This is a genomic window from Pseudomonas gregormendelii (assembly GCF_017114825.1).
Taxonomy (GTDB): domain Bacteria; phylum Pseudomonadota; class Gammaproteobacteria; order Pseudomonadales; family Pseudomonadaceae; genus Aquipseudomonas; species Aquipseudomonas gregormendelii.
The window spans coordinates 1-15,579 of record NZ_JADEVO010000065.1 but is presented as its reverse complement, the minus strand read 5'-3'; the positions used below and the strand labels follow the sequence as shown (position 1 = coordinate 15,579).

At 60.6% G+C, this 15,579-nt stretch carries 11 protein-coding genes and 2 pseudogenes; 3 read left to right on the top strand and 10 right to left on the bottom strand.

Annotated elements, in window-relative coordinates; translation table 11 throughout:
* Positions 1-339: 339 nt before the first annotated feature.
* Positions 340-1,146 (top strand): annotated as a pseudogene (locus IMW75_RS25965) (calcium:cation antiporter); the annotation flags it as partial.
* A gap of 127 nt (positions 1,147-1,273) precedes the next feature.
* Here the strand turns inward: IMW75_RS25965 and IMW75_RS25960 are convergent.
* The 10 genes and pseudogenes from IMW75_RS25960 to IMW75_RS25915 all read right to left on the bottom strand — a co-directional run bounded on the left by IMW75_RS25960 (position 1,274) and on the right by IMW75_RS25915 (position 12,059).
* Positions 1,274-2,632, bottom strand: coding sequence for an 8-oxoguanine deaminase (locus IMW75_RS25960; RefSeq protein ID WP_045058186.1), 1,359 nt, complete (start codon positions 2,630-2,632; stop codon positions 1,274-1,276).
* A 290-nt stretch (positions 2,633-2,922) separates the two neighbouring features.
* A complete protein-coding gene (locus IMW75_RS25955; protein ID WP_205894207.1) occupies positions 2,923-3,609 on the bottom strand; it encodes an SDR family oxidoreductase in 687 nt (228 codons plus the stop codon).
* Between the two features lie 25 nt (positions 3,610-3,634).
* A pseudogene (locus IMW75_RS27115) lies at positions 3,635-3,766 on the bottom strand (MerR family transcriptional regulator); the annotation flags it as partial.
* Between the two features lie 241 nt (positions 3,767-4,007).
* The gene (locus IMW75_RS25945; protein ID WP_205894206.1) at positions 4,008-4,934 is read right to left on the bottom strand and encodes an ABC transporter permease; all 927 of its coding nucleotides are present in this window, start codon (positions 4,932-4,934) and stop codon (positions 4,008-4,010) included.
* Positions 4,934-6,040: an ABC transporter permease gene (locus tag IMW75_RS25940; protein WP_205894205.1), complete on the bottom strand. Its 1,107-nt coding sequence runs from the start codon at positions 6,038-6,040 to the stop codon at positions 4,934-4,936. Before IMW75_RS25940 ends, IMW75_RS25945 begins: the two co-directional genes overlap by 1 nt.
* Before the next feature lie 11 nt (positions 6,041-6,051).
* Positions 6,052-7,611, bottom strand: a complete 1,560-nt coding sequence (locus IMW75_RS25935; RefSeq protein ID WP_414704668.1) for an ABC transporter ATP-binding protein — start codon at positions 7,609-7,611, stop codon at positions 6,052-6,054.
* Between the two features lie 671 nt (positions 7,612-8,282).
* The gene (locus tag IMW75_RS25930; protein ID WP_045058192.1) at positions 8,283-8,864 is read right to left on the bottom strand and encodes an IMPACT family protein; all 582 of its coding nucleotides are present in this window, start codon (positions 8,862-8,864) and stop codon (positions 8,283-8,285) included.
* A 21-nt stretch (positions 8,865-8,885) separates the two neighbouring features.
* Positions 8,886-9,536, bottom strand: a complete 651-nt coding sequence (locus tag IMW75_RS25925) for a TetR/AcrR family transcriptional regulator (RefSeq protein WP_045058193.1) — start codon at positions 9,534-9,536, stop codon at positions 8,886-8,888.
* 87 nt (positions 9,537-9,623) lie between these two features.
* Entirely contained in the window at positions 9,624-11,018 is a 1,395-nt protein-coding gene (locus IMW75_RS25920) for a uracil-xanthine permease family protein (protein ID WP_205894203.1), read from the bottom strand.
* Between the two features lie 120 nt (positions 11,019-11,138).
* On the bottom strand, positions 11,139-12,059 hold the full coding sequence (locus IMW75_RS25915) for a LysR family transcriptional regulator (RefSeq protein WP_045058195.1): 921 nt from the start codon (positions 12,057-12,059) through the stop codon (positions 11,139-11,141).
* 139 nt (positions 12,060-12,198) lie between these two features.
* Between IMW75_RS25915 and aptA the strand changes: the two genes are divergently transcribed.
* Both aptA and IMW75_RS25905 read left to right on the top strand, forming a co-directional pair.
* Positions 12,199-13,548: an omega-aminotransferase AptA gene (gene aptA / locus IMW75_RS25910; RefSeq protein ID WP_045058196.1), complete on the top strand. Its 1,350-nt coding sequence runs from the start codon at positions 12,199-12,201 to the stop codon at positions 13,546-13,548.
* A 209-nt stretch (positions 13,549-13,757) separates the two neighbouring features.
* Entirely contained in the window at positions 13,758-15,251 is a 1,494-nt protein-coding gene (locus IMW75_RS25905; protein WP_122841669.1) for a CoA-acylating methylmalonate-semialdehyde dehydrogenase, read from the top strand.
* Positions 15,252-15,579: the final 328 nt, after the last annotated feature.

Genomic DNA, 15,579 nt, shown 5'->3' with positions numbered 1-15,579 from the left:
AACATTTCCATGCTGATCACCCTGTGTTCTCCTGCTCAAAAAGTGAGCAGAAGCAGTTGAACACCTGGGTCAGTTTTCAGTCGGCAGAACAGCCCCTACTGGGTCAGTTTTCGGTCAGCGGCAACAGGTCTGGAAGGGAGCAAGTTTTGGCACAGGATTCTCCTTGATGCCAAGGATCCTGCATTTATTTTGACAAAAAGTCAAATTACCTTTATGATTATGCCACTAGCGTACCGTTATAGCAAGAAAATTGGTTGTGGCGCTTCGCCCTCGAATTATCTGTTTAGAGCGTATTTTTCCTTGTGCCTAAATGGCTATTCAAAGCAGAGGGAAGCTGCCCCTTTTGACACTGGTGTCCGTGTCTACAAAATTATTATGCTCGACATCAACGGCATCCTCGGCCTGGCTGCGTTAATGGGCGGGATCAAGCATGGCGAGCAGTCCTACAACGACGATTCGGCGCGCAGCTACAGCGTGATGATCCTGACCGCCATGGGCGTGTCGATGGTGGTTCCGGAGTTTATTCCCGAGGCCAACTGGAAGATTTATTCGGGCTTCACCATTGGCGCGATGGTGGTGCTGTACGCGTTGTTCCTGCGCATGCAGGTCGGGCCGCACAGTTACTTCTTCAGCTACAGCTACCCGGAAAAACGCCGTCGCAAGGAGCCGGCAGAAACAGGACCCGCGCCTGTGAGCCTGGCCGTTTCCATCGGTACGCTGGTGTTTGGGGTGGTAGTGATTGGCGCGCTGGCCGAGGTGATGTCCAAGACCCTGGACCTGGGCCTTGAAGGAACCGGAGCACCGCCAGTGATCACGGCAATCCTGGTGGCGGCGATTTCCGCCGCGCCCGAGATCCTGACCGCACTGCGGGCGGCACTGGCCAATCGCATGCAGTCGGTGGTCAACATCGCCATGGGCGCGTCGTTGTCGACGGTGATCCTCACCGTACCGGTGATGGAGGCCATGGCGCTCTACACCGGCCAGCCATTCCAGATGGCGATGACCCCGGTGCAGACGGTGATGATCTTCCTCACGCTGATCGTCAGCGCGATCAACCTCAACGATGGCGAGACGAATGCCATCGAAGGGATGACGCACTTTGTGCTGTTCGCGACGTTCATCATGTTGTCGCTGCTGGGCCTTTGAGACCTCACAGCTATCAACTGCGGGAGTGAGCCTGCTCGCGATAGCAGTATTTCAGACCCTTTTGATGTCGGCTGACAAGCCGCCATCGCGAGCAGGCTCGCCCCCACAGTTTTTCATGGGTGTGGCGTCAGACGCCGGCAATCAACTGCCGGGCCGCCTGGCTGTGATCCGCTATCAAGCCCTTCAGGTCCAGCCCTTCCACCTGCCCGTCAATCACCCGCCATTTGCCGCCGATCATCACCCGATCCGCGCGATCCGCGCCGCATAGCAGCAGGGCCGACACCGGATCATGGCTGCCGGAGAAACGCAGTTCATCCAGCTTGAACAGCGCCAGGTCGGCCTGCTTGCCCACCGCCAGTTCGCCGATGTCGGTACGTCCCAGCAAACTCGCCGAACCCTTCGTCGCCCAGCCCAGCACCAGTTCCGGAGTGATCTTCTCGGCACCGTAGCGCAGGCGCTGAATGTAAAGGGCCTGGCGGGTTTCCAGCATCATGTTCGACGCATCATTGGAGGCCGAGCCGTCCACACCCAGGCCGAGCAATGCGCCGGCAGCGGTCAGTTCCAGGGTTGGGCAAATGCCCGAGGCCAGGCGCATGTTTGAGCTCGGGCAATGACAGATCCCGGTGCCTGCCGCGCCCAGGCGGGCGATTTCATCCGGGTTGAAGTGAATGCCATGGGCCAGCCAGGTGCGCGGGCCGAGCCAGCCGACACTGTCCAGATAGTCGACGGTACGCAGGCCGAAGCGTTGCAGGCAGAAGTCTTCTTCGTCCAGGGTCTCGGCCAGGTGGGTGTGCAGACGCACGTCGAGTTTGTTCGCCAGTTCGGCGCTGGCGGACATGATCTGCGGCGTCACCGAAAACGGCGAGCAGGGCGCCAGGGCGATCTGGATTTGCGCGCCGTCGCCGCGTTCGTGGTAAGCGGCGATCAGTCGCTGGCTGTCGTCGAGTATCACTTCGCCTTGCTGTACGGTCTGTTGCGGCGGCAAGCCACCGTCTTTTTCCCCAAGGCTCATGGAACCGCGGGTGAGCATGGCGCGCATGCCCAGTTCACGCACGCTCTCGACTTGCACGTCGATGGCGTTTTCCAGGCCTTCGGGGAACAGGTAGTGGTGATCCGCAGCCGTGGTGCAACCGGACAGCAGTAATTCGGCGAGGGCTACTTTGGTGGCTAAAGCGAGTTTTTCCGGAGTGAGGCGTGCCCATACCGGATACAGGGTTTTCAGCCACGGAAACAGCGGTTGGTTGACCACCGGCGCCCAGGCGCGAGTCAGGGTCTGATAGAAGTGGTGGTGGGTGTTGATCAGCCCCGGCAGGATCACATGTTCGCGGGCATCGAAGACTTGATCGCAGGGGGTGGCCGGTTGCTGGCCAGCGCCGAGCACTTCTACGATCACACCGTCTTGCACCACCAGGCCACCACGGGCGTCGAGCTCATTGGCAGTGAAAATGGCGAGGGGATTTTTTAACCAGGTACGGGTCGCAGGCATGTTGGCCGGCTCCTCTGAAAGTTGGGTTCAGGTTAGCCAGCTCAGTGATTACCCTGTCTGCTGATCCAGGGTCGCCGCGGGGACGAGGTGCGCAGTTTCAAACAAAACCGCTTGGTGAGCAAGCCCGGCCCGACCGGACGCTGGCGCTCACTCCTCGTGGGGCTGCCCGTACCCTTTGCAGGAGCCCGCTTGCTGGCGATGCAGGCGCCTCGGTGTTTCAGTAATACCGAGCAGATGCCATCGTATGCAAGCCGGCTCCTGGAGAGCCGGCCCGTGACCAAAGGAAGTGCTTACCAGGGAATGGTTTCGCCTTTGTAGTTAACGAAATGATGCCCACCCTTGCCGGCGTACGCATTGACCTGATCCACCAGCCCGCGGGTGCTGGTCTGCACGTCGATGTCGGCACCTTCACCGCCCATGTCCGTTTTCACCCAGCCCGGATGCAGCGACAACACCGTGAGTTTCTGCTCGCCCAATTGCGTGACAAAGCTGTTGGTCATGGAGTTGAGCGCGGCTTTACTGGCTTTGTACAAGGCCAGCTCAGGCGCGTCCGGCATGGTCACGCTGCCCAGCACCGAACTCATGAACGCCAGCACGCCGCTGTCGGGCTGGATCTGTGCGGCAAATCCTTGCGCCAGGTTGATCGGTGCTACCGCGTTGGTGAAGAACAGTTGCCCGACTTCGGCCAGCGTAGCGCCACCGGGCGTTTGCACGTCCGGGCCCTTGACCCCGGCGTTGACGAACAACAGATCGAACACTTCACCCTTGAGCTTCTGGCTCAGGGCAATCACGGCTTGCTGATCGTCCATGTCGAGTTTTTCGATGCGCACATTGCCCAGGGCCTGCAAGGCTTCGGCGTTCTGCGGGTTGCGCACGGTGGCAGTGACCTGCCAGCCATCGGCCAGCAGGGTTTTCACCAGGCCTAGCCCGAGGCCCCGGGAGGCGCCGATGATGAGTGCGGTTTTTGCCTTGGACATGAGTGGCTTCCTTGATGAATGAGGATCACGGATTTAATGGACAACGCTGGCCGAGTCGTTGTTGCAACTGATGACGCAATTCGCCAAGTTCTACCATGCGCGCCTCGATCAGTTTGAGCTTGTCTTGCAGCAATTGAGTGACGGCACCGTCAGGATTGACGGCGGGGCGGTTCTTGTTTGCGGCCTGGCAGCTCAATGCCCTGCTGCAGGGGGGAAGCTCGTTGCTGGTGGTGTTCCTGGTGTTTGAATTGGCGTGGGGCATTGTCCAGGTGTTGCCTGTGAGCGCCCCATCGCGGGCAAGCCCGCTCCCACAATGGCCGAGTTGAACTCGATATTATCGGTCGGCACCAAACCCTGTGGGAGCGGGCTGGCCCGCGATGAGGGCCTGACAGTCACCCCTAACGCCCAGCCTGCCAAGGCTGCCCCAACGACACCGGCGCATACAACCGAGTGCGCACTGCATCCCGGGACAGCAGCACCAGCACCACGATGGTCGCGACATACGGCAGCATCGCCAGCAGGCTCGACGGAATCGCCAGCCCCAACCCCTGCGCCACCAGGTGCAGGATGCTGGCGAGACCGAACAGATAGGCGCCCAGCAACAGGCGCCACACCCTCCAGCTGGCAAACACCACCAGCGCCAGGGCAATCCAGCCGCGTCCGGCGCTCATGTTCTCGGCCCACATCGGCGTGTAGGCCAGCGACAGGTATGCCCCGGCCAGCCCGGCCATCGCCCCGCCGAACAACACTGCCAGGGTGCGCACGCCCAGTACCGGCAGCCCCATGGCGCTGGCCGCGTCGGGGTTTTCGCCAACGGCCTGAATGATCAGCCCCACGCGACTTTTCAAAATCACCCACGCCACCAGGCCAAACAACACAAAGGACAGGTATACCAGCAGGTCCTGGGCGAACAGCATGCGCCCGATCAGTGGAATCTCGCTGAGATACGGAATCGCCACCGGCTCGAATCCGGCCAGGGGTTTACCCACCCACGCCGCGCCGACAAAGGTCGACAGGCCCACGCCGAATATCGTCAGCGCCAGCCCGGTGGCTACCTGGTTGGCGTTGAAAACCAGAGCGACCAAGGCGAACAGTGATGACAGCAGCATCCCGGCGAGCATCGCCAGCACCACTCCGAGCCACAGGTTGCCGCTGTTGAGTGCGACGATAAAACCGATCACCGCGCCAAACAGCATCATCCCTTCCTGGCCCAGGTTGAGTACGCCGCTCTTCTCGCAGATCAGCTCGCCCAGCGCCACCAGCAGCAACGGCGTGCCGCAGCGGATCATGGCGTAGAAAATATTGCTCAGCAGATCGATGTCCATCACAGGGCTCCAGCGTGTGCGGCGGTGGCTGGGGCGCGACGGGCCCAGCGCAGGTTCAGGCGCGGTCGGTAGAGAATCAGCACATCACTGGCGAGCAGGAAAAACAGCATCATCCCCTGGAACAGCTGCGTGATCGCCTGCGGCAGATTCATGCTCATTTGTGCGCTCTCGCCGCCGATGTACAGCAGGGCCATCAGCAGGCTGGCAAACAGAATGCCCAGCGGATTCAGGCGCCCGAGAAAAGCCACGGTGATCGCCGCGTAGCCGTACCCCGGCGAGACCTGCGGCACCAGTTGGCCGATCGGCCCGGTGACTTCGCAAACGCCAGCCAGCCCGGCCAAGCCGCCGCTGATCAACAGTGCCAACCAGATCAGACGCTTCTCACGAAAGCCGACAAAACCGGCCGCGCGGGTGTCCAGCCCAAGGACTTTTATCTGGAAGCCGACGAAGCTTTTTTGCAGCAGCACCCACACGGTCACCAAGGCCAGCAGGGCGAAGTACACACCGGCGTGAACCCGGCCATCCTCCATCAACAGCGGCAGGCGGCTGGCGTCGCCAAACATCGCCGACTCGGGGAAATTGAAGCCTGCCGGGTCCTTGAGCGGCCCGTGCACGCAGAACAGCAACAGGTTGAGGGCGATGTAATTGAGCATGATGCTGGTGAGAATTTCGTTGGCGTTGAAGCGCGTGCGCAGCCACGCCGTCAGCCCGGCCCAGGCGGCACCGGCCAGGGTACCGGTGAGCAGGATCAGCGCCAGTGCCCAACGACTCTGCATATCAATGATGTTCACTGCCAGGGCACTGCCGGCCAACGCGCCGAGGAGCAGTTGACCTTCGGCGCCGATGTTCCAGATCCGCGCCTGGTACGCCACTGCCAGGCCCAGGGCGCAGAGCAGGATTGGCAGCGCCTTGACCAGCAATTCGGAGATCCCATACAAATCGCTCACGGGGGCGATCAGTAGCGTGTGCAGGGTCAGGAGCGGGTCATGCCCCAGTGCGATAAACAGCAACGAGCCGCAGGCCAGCGTGAGGACTGCCGCCAGTAACGGCGAGCACCACAACATCAGGCGCGATTGGCGGCCACGGGGTTCGAGAGAAAGCAGCATGAAAGACTCCGTTATACCGTCGCCGGTGCGGGTGAGCAGGAAGCGTCGAACTGGCCAGCCATCCAGCCGCCGACATCGATCAGGCGAGTGTCGACGGTGGCCCTCAGGGGCGACAGTCGACCACCGCAGAGCGCGCCGAGGCGGTCGCTAATCTGGAACAATTCGTCGAGATCCTCGGAGATCACCAGGATCGCTGCGCCGGCATCGCGTAAGGTGATCAGCGCCCGGTGGATGACCGCCGCCGCACCCACGTCGACGCCCCAGGTAGGGTGTGCAGCCACCAACAGCTTTGGTTGCTGCAGGATTTCCCGGCCGAGGATAAATTTTTGCAGGTTGCCGCCGGACAGGCTGCGCGCCGGGGTCTGGGTATCAGGTGTCTTGACGCCGAAGCGGCGAATGATCTCTTCAGCCAGGGCTTTGACCTTGCTGCGCTGGATCAGGCCCTTGCTCACCAGTCCCTGCTGGAAGGCGGTCAGCAGGGCATTGTCGGCCAGGCTCAGGTCCGGCACTGCGCCATGGCCCAGGCGCTCGGCGGGGACAAAGGCCAGGCCGAGTTTGCGCCGTGCATCGGGGCGCAGATGGGCGACGGGTTTTGTGCTGAAACGGATGATGTTGCGGTCTCTGTGGGGCAGACGTTTCTCACCGCTGAGCAAGGCCAGCAATTCATCCTGGCCATTACCCGCAACCCCGGCGATACCGACGATTTCACCGCAGCGCACGGCAAGGTCGAGGTCTTTGAGCGAGCAGCCAAACGGATCCGGGTTGGCCCACGACAGGGCGCTCACGTCCAGGAAGACCTCGCCACCTTGCGCTTTCGGGTAATCGGTCATCAGCTCGGCAGCTTCCCCGACCATCAGCCGTGCGAGTTGCGGGTCCGAGCATTGCGCCGGAACGCAGTGCCCGGCTACTCGACCGCCGCGCAACACCGTGGCGCTGTGGCACAGGGCGCGAACTTCGCCGAGCTTGTGGCTGATAAACAGAATGCTGCAACCTTCGGCGGCCAGTCGCCGCAAGGTCACGAACAAATCGTCGGCTTCCTGGGGCGTCAGCACTGAAGTCGGTTCATCGAGAATCAGCAGTTTGATGTCCTGCATCAGGCAGCGAATGATCTCCACCCGCTGGCGCTCGCCGATCGACAGGCTGTGAACCAGTCGTTCCGGTTCCAGGGCCATGCCATAACGGCGCGACACTTCACGAATTTTCGGTTCGAGCTGTTTCGGTGTGCCGGCGGCGGCGCCCATTGCCAGGGCAATGTTCTGCGCCACGCTCAGGGTTTCAAACAGCGAGAAGTGCTGGAACACCATGCCGATCCCCAGCTCGCGAGCCTGCCCCGGGTTGCGCATGAGCACCGGCTGCCCCTGCCAGATCATTTCCCCGGCGTCGGCCTGGGTAACGCCGTAGATGATCTTCATCAGGGTGCTTTTGCCAGCACCGTTCTCACCCAGCAAGGCGTGGATCTCGCCAGGTGCGATGGTCAGGTCGATGGCGTCGTTGGCCAGGCAACCGGGGTAGCGCTTGGTGATTCTGCGCAGTTGCAGACGCGGTGTTCGATCAGGGCTCGGCGCTTGGATAGACATGACAGGCTCGGTCGATTGAAGTTATGCCTGTGGATAAAGCAATTTCCTGGCCATTGAGTCAGGAAAACTCAAATAATCCTGAATCACAGGCCGTGGAGCCAATGCCTGGTCGGCAGCGCCTGCCGATCCGGGCACCAACAAGGGGCGGAGCCCTTGATGACGCTGTGATTTCGCGCATGAACATTTGGTTAAAAATCGATCAGTCGGCCGCAACCCATGCAGTATCTGGGGTCGCGACAGGAGTGAACGGGTTATCCACAGATTGCTCCACAGTATTTGTGCGCAAGCGCGAACACCGGGCATAAGCGCTGCTTTGCTTTCTTCTAAAGGACATAAACAGGGCTAACTGATTGTTTTAATGAGAATTTGCAGGTGTTATCAGCAGCATTGGACGAAAAATGAACAAAGCCCGCAAAGCCGCATGACAGAAGGGTTACAGCCGTATGTGCTCAGGTTATCCACAGGCGGGTGCACAGTAGATGTGGGCAATTAGTGGTCGTCGGGAAATTGGGTGATGCCCTAAAAGATCGCAGCCTTCGGCAGCTCCTACGGGATCGGGGTGCCCATTGGATTGCGGCTCCACGCAAATCTGCAGGGGCCGGCAAGCATGCTCCTGCAAGGTGGCGCTTTACGTAGGAGCTGCCGAAGGCTGCGATCTTTTGATCTTAGCGCTCCAACACTATCCGCCCACGACTCAGATCCGCCAACAACGACTGCAGCGCATCGATCTGACGCTCACCCACCGCCAGCTGCAAATCCACCCCATTGCCGGTAAACGTCTCCTGCACCACCAGCCCGCCTAATTCCGCCACCCGAATCTTCACCAGGGCCAGCTCGGCGAAGCCGCACGCGCAGCTCACGGGCACGCGGCTGATCAGTTCGATTTTTGCCGCCGCCTGCAGGCATTTGTTGGCGCCACCGCCGTAAGCCCGTGCAAGGCCGCCGGTGCCGAGTTGAATGCCGCCGTACCAGCGAATCACCAGGACTACCACCTGATCACAATCCTGGGCATCGATTGCCGCCAGAATCGGCCGGCCGGCCGTGCCGCCGGGTTCGCCGTCGTCGGTGCTGCGGTACTGATCGCCGAGTTTCCACGCCCAGCAGTTGTGCGTGGCGTTCAGGTCGCTGTGCTGCTCGATGAACGCCTGGGCGTCTGCCGGGCTGCTGATGGGAGCGGCCAGGGTGATGAAGCGGCTTTTGCGAATCTCTTCGCGATACTCGCAAAGCTCGCTGAGGGTATAAGGCATAGTGATCTTAAGTGGGGTGTCTTAAATAGCAGGCGTCACGCCGCAGCCCTTGAGGATGATGCGGATCAGGTTGTTGCCGGCGTCTTCCATGTCCTGCCTGGTCAACTTGCTACGGCCGGTTACGCGGCAGATCTGGGTGGAGAAGTCAGCGTAGTGCTGGGTGCTGCCCCACAGCAGGAAGATCAGGTTGACCGGATCTACCGGGTCCATCTTGCCGGCGTCGATCCACGCCTGGAACACCGCCGCCCGTCCCTGGAACCAGGCGCGATAATCCTGGTTGAAATACTCGGTCAGGCACTCGCCGCCACTGATCACTTCCATCGCGAAAATCCGCGAAGCCTGGGGCTGGCGCCGGGAGAATTCCATCTTGGCGCGAATATACCGCGTCAGCGCCTCAGCGGGCTCGTCTTCGGCTGTCAGGGTGTTGAAAGTGCTGTCCCACAACTCGATGATGTTACTCAGCACCGCCACGTACAAACCCAGTTTGTTGGTGAAGTAATAATGCAGATTCGCCTTGGGCAAGCCGGCATTCAGGGCGATGGTGTTCATGCTCGTGCCTTTGAACCCGTGACGGGCGAACTCGTCTTCGGCGGCTTTGATGATCGCCTCTTCGTTCTTCTGACGAATGCGGCTGGCGGGTTTGTCGCCGTGAGCAGGGACTTCAAAGGTCATAGTCACTTCCGAACAGGTAGGTGGGTGCAGCCAGAGCGTTGATAGCGCACCCACGGGTATCCGACAAGTCCTGTCTTGATAAAAGCCTTACAGCTGCTTGATCGGCTCGCTTTTGGGCAGGGCAGCGTCAGCCTGCGCGACGGATTTTGCTTCCGGCAGCAGCAGGCACATCAGGATGGCGGTCAGCCCGCCGCTGGTGATGGCTGAGTCGAACAGGTTTTGTACCAGTTTTGGCATCAGGTGCAACAGGTTGGGCTGCGCGGCAATGCCCAGGCCCACGCCGAAGGAAGTGGCAATGATCAACATGCTGCGCCGGTCCAGCGGTGTTTGGGCGAGAATGCGCACGCCGGCTGCCGCGACGCTGCCGAACATCACCAGGGTCGCGCCACCGAGTACCGGTTTGGGGATTTGCTTCAGCACTGCACCAATCAACGGAAACAGACCCAGACAAAACAACACGGCGCCGATGTACAACCCGACGTAGCGGCTGGCTACGCCAGTCAACTGGATCACGCCGTTGTTCTGCGCGAACGTGGTGTTGGGGAATGCGCTGAACATCGCGGCAATCAGGCAGCTGACGCCATCGCCCAGGACACCACCCTTGAGCCTGTTGATGTAGGACGGCCCGCTGATCGGCTGGCGCGCGAGCATGCAGTTGGCCGTCAGGTCGCCAACGGTTTCGATGGTGCTGATCAGATAGATCAGCGCGATAGGCAGGAAGGCGCTCCAGTCGAAGCTGAAGCCGAACTTGAAAGGAAGGGGCAGGCTGACCAGGGGCAGGTCGGGCAAGGGCTGCGGCACCAGTTTGCCACTGAACCATGCAGCGAGGCTGCCCAGCACCAGGCCAATGATGATTGCCGGCAGTCGGACCCAGGGCGTGTTCGAACGGTTGAGCAGGATGATCGTCAGCAAGACGAATACTCCCAGGGCCAGATTGCCTGGGGCGCCGAAGTCCGTGGCGTTGAAACCGCCACCCAGGTCAGTGATGCCAACCTTGATCAGGCTGATGCCGATCAGCGTGATCACGATACCGGTGACCAGTGGCGTGACCACACGGCGCAATTGGCCGATGAAGCGGCTCAGGACCACCTGGACCACCGCGCCGAAGAAACACACGCCGAAGATCATTGCGAGGATGTCCTCCGGGCTGCCACCCCGTTGCTTGACCAGAAACCCGGCCGACAACACCGCCCCCAAAAAAGCAAAACTGGTGCCCTGCAGGCAGATCATCCCGGCACCGATGCCGAAAGGCCTGCGAGCCTGGATGAAGGTGCCGACGCCCGACACCATCAGCGCCATGCTGATCAGGTACGGCAAATGGGCGGTCAAGCCCAGGGCCGAGCCAATGACCAGCGGCGGGGTGATGATGCCGACGAAACTGGCGAGCACGTGTTGCAGGGCGGCGAGGATCGCGGCCAGTGGTTGCGGGCGGTCGTTGAGGCCGTAGATCAGATCGCTGAGGTTGGAGGATTCTGGCTGCATGGACGAAGTTCTTCTTGAACGGGTGACGGTAGTGTCATCCTGCAAAAAGCTGTCCAAGTGCTCAGGTTATTTGCCTTCAGGTTCTCTCCAGCCCTTTGATTACGATGCCTCAATGGATTTTTACCGGGTCGCGGCAAGGCTCTCCAGGAAGCTCTCCAGCACCAAATGGGGGCGACGGCCCTTGCGGGTGACCGATGCGAGGCTCAGGTCATAAAACCGCGCCTTGGGTTTTAGCGCGCGCAGGCGGCCTTGCTGCACCCAGAGGCTGGCGTAATGGTCCGGTAGATACCCGATGAAGCGCCCGGTAAGGATCAGGAACGCCATGCCTTCGCGGTCCGAGGCACTGGCGGTGCAATTGAGTGCCTGGTAGTGGGCCTGAATATCGGCGGGCAGGCGGAAGGTCGGGGCGATGGCGTCCTGGCTGTTGAGGCGCTCATCATCGAGTTGCTTGTCGTCGACATAAAACAGCGGATGACCGACCGCGCAGTAGAGCAGCGAGCGTTCGTCGTAGAGCGGCTGATATTCCAGCCCCGACAATGCGCTGGCCTGGGGCACGACGCCGACATGCAGGCGACCGTCGAGTACGCCTTGTTCGACTTCGTTGGGCGCGATCATGCGGATCTGAATCTGCACGTCGGGCCCGCGCTCCTTCAATTGGGCGAGGGCGTGGGTAATGCGCATATGGGGCAGGGTGACCAGGTTATCAGTCAGGCCAATCGTCAATTCGCCGCGCAGATGCTGGTGCAGACCATTGACCTCGGTGCGAAAACTTTCCAGCGCACTCAACAGCTGCAACGCCGACTGGTACACCTCGCGGCCTTCCTCGGTCAGGGAAAAACCGGCGCGACCGCGTTGGCACAGGCGCAAGCCCAGGCGCTGCTCCAGATCGCTCATCTGCTGGCTGATCGCCGAGCGACCGATGCCCAGCACCGACTCGGCAGCGGAGAACCCGCCGCACTCGACCACGCTGCGAAAGATCCGCAGCAGGCGGATATCAAAGTCGCTGACTTGCGCCAGTGGATCGGGGCGGCGTGTGCTCATGGGCGAATGACTCAAAGTTTAGTAATGGGCCGACTGAACATTAGAAAAGTTGGATTTCACAGACTTTATCTCCGTGGCAATTTAGCTGCAAGAACGCTTTTGATCTCTATGCCGCTTATTGCCCTACGAGGTTTTGCACATGAACATGCCCGAAAACGCCCGGTCGCCGCTGGCCAGCCAGCTCAAGCTGGATGCGCACTGGATGCCGTACACCGCCAACCGCAACTTTCAGCGTGATCCGCGCCTGATCGTTGCCGCCGAAGGCAGCTGGCTGACCGACGACAAGGGCCGCAAGGTGTATGACTCGCTGTCGGGCCTCTGGACCTGTGGCGCCGGGCACACTCGCAAGGAAATCCAGGAAGCGGTCGCCAGGCAGTTGGGCACCCTCGACTACTCGCCAGGCTTCCAGTACGGCCACCCGCTGTCGTTCCAGCTGGCAGAGAAAATCACCGACCTGACGCCGGGCAACCTGAACCATGTGTTCTTCACCGACTCGGGTTCGGAGTGTGCCGACACTGCTGTGAAGATGGTTCGTGCCTACTGGCGTCTGAAAGGCCAGGCCACCAAGACCAAGATGATCGGCCGCGCTCGCGGCTATCACGGCGTGAACATTGCTGGCACCAGCCTTGGTGGAGTGAATGGCAACCGCAAGATGTTCGGTCAGGCGATGATGGACGTCGATCATCTGCCGCACACGCTGCTGGCCAGCAATGCCTACTCCCGTGGCATGCCAAAGGAGGGCGGTATCGCCCTGGCGGATGAACTGCTCAAGCTGATCGAACTGCATGACGCTTCGAACATTGCCGCCGTATTTGTCGAGCCAATGGCCGGTTCTGCTGGCGTGCTGGTGCCGCCTGAGGGTTACCTGAAGCGCCTGCGCGAGATCTGCGACCAGCACAACATCCTGCTGGTGTTCGACGAAGTGATCACCGGTTTCGGCCGCACCGGTTCGATGTTCGGTGCCGAAAGCTTCGGTGTGACCCCGGACCTGATGTGTATCGCCAAGCAAGTCACCAACGGTGCGATCCCGATGGGTGCGGTCATTGCCAGTTCCGAGATCTACCAGACCTTCATGAACCAGGCGACGCCTGAGTACGCGGTGGAATTCCCCCACGGCTACACCTATTCCGCGCACCCGGTGGCTTGCGCTGCCGGCCTGGCCGCACTCGACCTGCTGCAAAAGGAAAACCTGGTGCAGAGCGTGGCGCAAGTCGCGCCGCATTTTGAAAGCGCGCTGCACGGCCTGAAGGGCTCCAAGAACATCATCGACATTCGTAACTACGGCCTGGCCGGTGCGATCCAGATCGCTCCACGTGATGGCGATGCGATCGTGCGTCCGTTCGAAGCGGGCATGGCGTTGTGGAAAGCCGGGTTCTACGTGCGCTTCGGCGGCGACACCCTGCAGTTCGGCCCAACGTTCAACAGCAAGCCGCAGGACCTTGATCGCCTGTTCGACGCGGTCGGCGAAGTGCTGAACAAAATCGATTGATCGACTCTGTACCTGAATTAATTGGCCCACTACTTGGGACTGATTGACCGAACACTTGTAGGAGCGAGCTTGCTCGCGATGAACCAGAGGGCGCCGCGGTCATCCAGGCAGCCCACGTCATCGTTAGCCTCCATCGCTGGCAAGCTAGCTCCTACATATATAAGCAGGCGTTCCCAAGACGCCCGCGAACACATTTTCTGGAGCCCCGCATGAGCCTTATCCCGCATTTGATCAATGGTGAGCTGGTGACCGATAACGGTCGCACTGCCGACGTGTTCAACCCGTCTACCGGTCAGCCCATCCACAAGGTTCCATTGGCCAGCCGCGAAACCATTCAACAAGCCATCGACGCGGCCAAGGCTGCGTTCCCGGCCTGGCGCAATACGCCACCGGCCAAACGTGCCCAGGTGATGTTCCGCTTCAAGCAACTGCTGGAACAGAACGAAGCGCGCATCTCCCAGCTGATCAGCGAAGAGCATGGCAAGACCCTGGAAGACGCCGCGGGCGAACTGAAGCGTGGCATCGAGAACGTGGAATTCGCCTGTGCCGCTCCGGAAATCCTCAAGGGCGAGTACAGCCGTAACGTCGGCCCGAACATCGATGCCTGGTCGGACTTCCAGCCGCTGGGCGTAGTGGCGGGTATCACTCCGTTCAACTTCCCGGCAATGGTGCCGTTGTGGATGTACCCGCTGGCGATCGTCTGCGGTAACTGCTTCATCCTCAAGCCGTCCGAGCGTGATCCGAGTTCCACGCTGCTGATTGCTCAGCTGTTGCTCGAAGCCGGTCTGCCCAAAGGCGTGATGAGCGTGGTGCATGGCGACAAGTCCGCAGTGGACGCGCTGATCGAGGCGCCTGAGGTCAAGGCCCTGAGTTTTGTCGGCTCGACGCCGATTGCCGAGTACATCTATGCCGAAGGCACCAAGCGTGGCAAGCGCGTGCAGGCACTGGGCGGCGCCAAGAACCATGCGGTATTGATGCCCGATGCCGACCTGGACAATGCGGTCAGCGCACTGATGGGCGCGGCCTATGGTTCCTGTGGCGAGCGTTGCATGGCGATTTCGGTGGCCGTCTGCGTGGGCGACCAGGTTGCCGATGCGCTGGTGGACAAGCTGGTGCCGCAGATCAAGGCGCTGAAGATTGGCGCGGGCACTTCCTGCGGCCTGGACATGGGGCCACTGGTGACCGGTCAGGCACGGGACAAGGTCAGCGGTTATGTCGATGACGGCGTTGCTGCGGGCGCGAAGCTGGTGGTGGATGGTCGTGGCCTCAGCGTATCCGGTCATGAAGAAGGCTTCTTCCTGGGCGGTTGCCTGTTCGATCACGTCACCCCAGAGATGCGCATCTATAAAGAAGAGATCTTCGGGCCGGTGTTGTGCGTAGTCCGCGTCAACAGCCTGGAAGAAGCCATGCAGCTGATCAACGATCACGAGTATGGCAACGGTACTTGCATCTTCACCCGTGATGGCGAAGCGGCGCGGTTATTCTGCGACGAGATCGAAGTCGGCATGGTTGGGGTTAACGTGCCGCTGCCGGTACCCGTGGCGTATCACAGCTTTGGCGGCTGGAAGCGTTCGCTGTTCGGCGACCTGCATGCCTACGGTCCGGATGGTGTGCGCTTCTATACTCGCCGCAAGGCGATTACCCAGCGCTGGCCACAACGTGCGAGCCATGAGGCATCGCAGTTCGCATTCCCTAGCTTGTAAGCAGGGGACAAAGGCCGGCCCATTGGGCCGGCCTTTGTGTTTTCGGGGCTTTTTTGACTGATATGACAGATTTGTGAAAACAGCGCTTGACGGCAGATTTCAGATGTCTATAATTCGCCCCACTTCCGGCGCAGTCGAAACGGAAAACTCCTTGGTAAACAATGAGTTACGCAGTTTTGACGGTCAGCTGCTTCAGGTCACCGAAGCGCAAAAGAAGTTGAAAAAGAGGTGTTGACAGCAGCGTGTAACGCTGTAGAATTCGCCTCCCGCTAACGAGAGATCGAAAGCGCAAGTGGTTGAAGTTGCTAGGGAAACTTGGAAAACTTCT